This is a genomic window from Sulfurihydrogenibium yellowstonense SS-5 (assembly GCF_000173615.1).
Taxonomy (GTDB): domain Bacteria; phylum Aquificota; class Aquificia; order Aquificales; family Hydrogenothermaceae; genus Sulfurihydrogenibium; species Sulfurihydrogenibium yellowstonense.
Window position 1 is genome coordinate 1 of record NZ_ABZS01000181.1, and the last position, 3,375, is coordinate 3,375.

Below are 3,375 nucleotides of genomic sequence, written 5' to 3' on the forward strand. Positions count from 1 at the left end.
TGAGTTTGAAAAGAAAATAAAGCCTTATCTTAAGAAGTTTAAAAAGTCAGATATGCTTATCATAATGGAGCATACAGGAGTTTATCATTTAAAGCTTAGCTAATTATCTGTATGAAAATAACTATCAAGTAGCAGTAGTAAATCCATTTTCAATAAGGAAATTTATGGAAGCTAAAATGACAAGAGTTAAAACAGATAAGACTGATTCATACTTTATTGCACAGTATGGAAGAACGTTTTTCGATGGAGAGCTTTATAAACCAAAACCAGATGTAGAAAAAGAAATAGAAGTAAAACTAAAGATATTAGAAGACCTACAGCATCAGCTTACAAACCTAAGAAATCAAAGAGAATCTTTAAGTCATGTACCAATACCAATCAAAAAATTGAAAGAGAACTTGGAATATTACGATGAGCTAATTGAAAAAATAGAAAAAAACATAAAAGAACTTGAAAAAGAGATAAAAGAGTTGACTAAGAAGAATTATCAAGAGGAATACAAGCTTTTAAAAAGTATACCTGGTATAAGTGATAGGGTTATAGGAGTGGTAATAGCAATGTTTGGAGGATTTAAAAGATTCAAGAGTGTAAAGAAAGCAGCCAGCTATGCTGGTTTAAATCCAAGCCCATATGAAAGTGGAGCGAGCGTAAAGAAAAGTGGTTCAATAAAAAAGATGGGAAATCCATATGCAAGAAAGATACTATACATGGCAGCACTATCAGCAATAAGGTTTAACAAATACTGCAGAGAATTATACGAAAGATTAGTAAGTAAAGGTAAAGCTAAAAAATTAGCATTAGTAGCTGTAGCACATAAGCTATTAAGGCAGGCATATGGTGTATTAAAAAACAGAAGACCATTTGATGAAAATTTGTGTACTTGACATTTAACATAGAACATTCTGAGCGAAGCGAAGAATCTCGTGTTTTTAATGAATTTCTCACCCGACGTATTTTTGTAATATACAATCCTATTTTTGGAATTCTCTTTAACTTTATCCAACCCTGTAGCGACTTTTTATCTTTCTTTAAAATATGCTATAATACCTTCCAAACTCAAAAATCAAAGATTTTAAAGATTTCTCTGGAGCCTTTGGTTGGATACTAGAAAAATAGATTATAATCTCATATTGATAGGCTTATTTTCTTTTTTTCTATTTTCTTTAAACATTGGCGGGGTATCAATTTTTAGTCTTGATGAAGCAAAAAACGCATCCTGTGCAAGAGAGATGTTAGAATCTAAAAACTTTATCGTTCCAACATTCAACTACGAATTAAGAACGGACAAACCACCACTACATTACTATTTTATGATGCTTTCTTATCTTATCTTTGGAGTTAGTGAATTTTCAGCAAGATTTTTCTCTTCAGTCTTTGGAAGCTTAACGGTAATGATTACATACGTTTTTTCAAAAAAAATTTTTAGCACAAAAACAGCCATTTTATCAACCATTGTTCTAATTTCATCACTGCATTTTGTTTTTCAATTTCATATGGCAGTTCCAGACCCGTATTTGATATTTTTTATAAACTTAGCATTTTTTAGCTTTTATCTTTTTTATAAATTCAAAGAAGAAAAATATCTTTGGACTTTATACGCAACCCTTGGCTTTGGAATGTTGGCAAAAGGAATAGTTGCGATTGTTTTACCATTTTTTATAATTTTTGCGTTTTTATTTTCAGCAGAAAAAAGCATATCAGTCATTAAAAGCTTGAAACTTCATAAAGGCTTAATTTTAACAGCTTTAATATCTCTTCCTTGGTATGTGTTAGTTAGCATAGAAACAAACTTTCAATGGACAAAAGAATTTTTCTTGAAGCACAACATTAGCAGATTTACAGACCCAATGGAAGGACACGGGGGAGTATTTCTAATTACAATCCTTTTTGTTCTTATCGGAATGCTTCCATTTAGCATTTTTACTTACCAATCAGTCAAAGAGACTCTAAAAAATAGATTAAATCCAGATTATCTTTACTTAGGTTTGATAGTATTAATATACACAGGATTTTTTAGCATCTCTAAAACAAAATTGCCAAACTACACAGCACCTGTATATCCAGCCTTTGCAATACTTCTATCTCTTACACTTTTAAAGATTAGAAACTATTTATTTTCTTTAATTTTCTATCTCATCTTTACAGCATCACTGCCTTTTGTTTTATACATAATATTAAAGAATGACAAAAATCTATATCTACTTGCAAATTACAGTTTTTACTTTCTTATTTTGGCAGTCGGAGGATTGTCTGCTTTAATCTACTTTAAAGATATCAAAAAGGTCATTCTTTCTCTTTTTATTTCAAGCGTTGCAATGAGCATTACACTTTACACAGTTATTTTGCCAGAGATTGACAAATACTCATCAGTTAGAATTATACTAAATTACATGGAAAAAGACAGACCCGTAGGCTACTATAAACGGTACAATCCAGCCTTTTCTTTTTACCTAAAGAAGAAGATAATTCCTTTAAACTCTAAACAAGATGTTGAAAACTTTATTAAATCAGGCAGGGTTTACATCCTAACAAGGGATGAGTATTTAGAAGAGTTGAAAGACATTAAAGACTTAAAAGTTATCATTCAAAAAAAGGATTTGTTTGAAAATTCAGTATCAGTTTTAATTTCAAATTGAAGGTGGATTTATGGAAAGGATAAATCAAATTGGCGAGTTTGGACTAATAGAGAGATTAAATCAGATCCTGCCAATACATGATAAAGATGTGTTGGTTGGTTATGGCGATGATTGTGCATGTGTAAACATAAATGGTAAGCTGATTTTGTTTACCGTTGATATACAAGTTGAAAACTCACATTTTTTAAAAGATAAAATCAAACCGGAAGATTTAGGTTGGAAGCTTGCAACGTCAAATGTTAGTGATGTGGTTGCTTGTGGTGGTTTGCCAAGATGGGCTTTATTATCCTTGGCACTACCAAAGGATTTAGAATACAGCTTTATTGAAAAAGTTTATATTGGAATCAAAGAAGCTCAAGATTATTACGGTTTTTATACAATCGGCGGCAATTGCTCATCTTCAAATCAAATCATGATTGACATGACAATGGTAGGAGAGGCTGATAAATTTATCTTAAGGTCCGCGGCTAAACCAAATCAAAAAATTTATCTATCCGGCAACCTTGGATGCAGTAAAGCAGGCTTAGAACTTATTTTAATGGACAAAAAAGAATATGAAGACTTTGAAATCGCTTTAATTAACAAACATTACAGACCAAAAGCAAGGATAGACTTAGTAGAAAAAATCAAACAAGCTTCAGCATGCATAGACATTAGCGATGGCTTGACTTCAGATTTAAGCCATATCTCTAAAAAAAGCAATGTAAAAATCATCATTGAAAAAGAAAAATTAAAAATA

General features: G+C 31.0%; 2 protein-coding genes and 1 pseudogene. All 3 read left to right on the forward strand.

The features are described from left to right. A pseudogene (locus tag SULYE_RS07135) lies at positions 1-884 on the forward strand (IS110 family RNA-guided transposase); the annotation flags it as partial. Positions 885-1,097: 213 nt separating this feature from the next. After that, positions 1,098-2,636 carry an ArnT family glycosyltransferase gene (locus tag SULYE_RS07140; RefSeq protein ID WP_007547957.1) on the forward strand — a complete coding sequence of 513 codons (1,539 nt, stop codon included), beginning with the start codon at positions 1,098-1,100 and terminating at the stop codon, positions 2,634-2,636. A gap of 10 nt (positions 2,637-2,646) precedes the next feature. Then, positions 2,647-3,375: thiamine-phosphate kinase (gene thiL, locus SULYE_RS07145; RefSeq protein ID WP_007547958.1), on the forward strand; the 729-nt coding region annotated here is incomplete at its 3' end.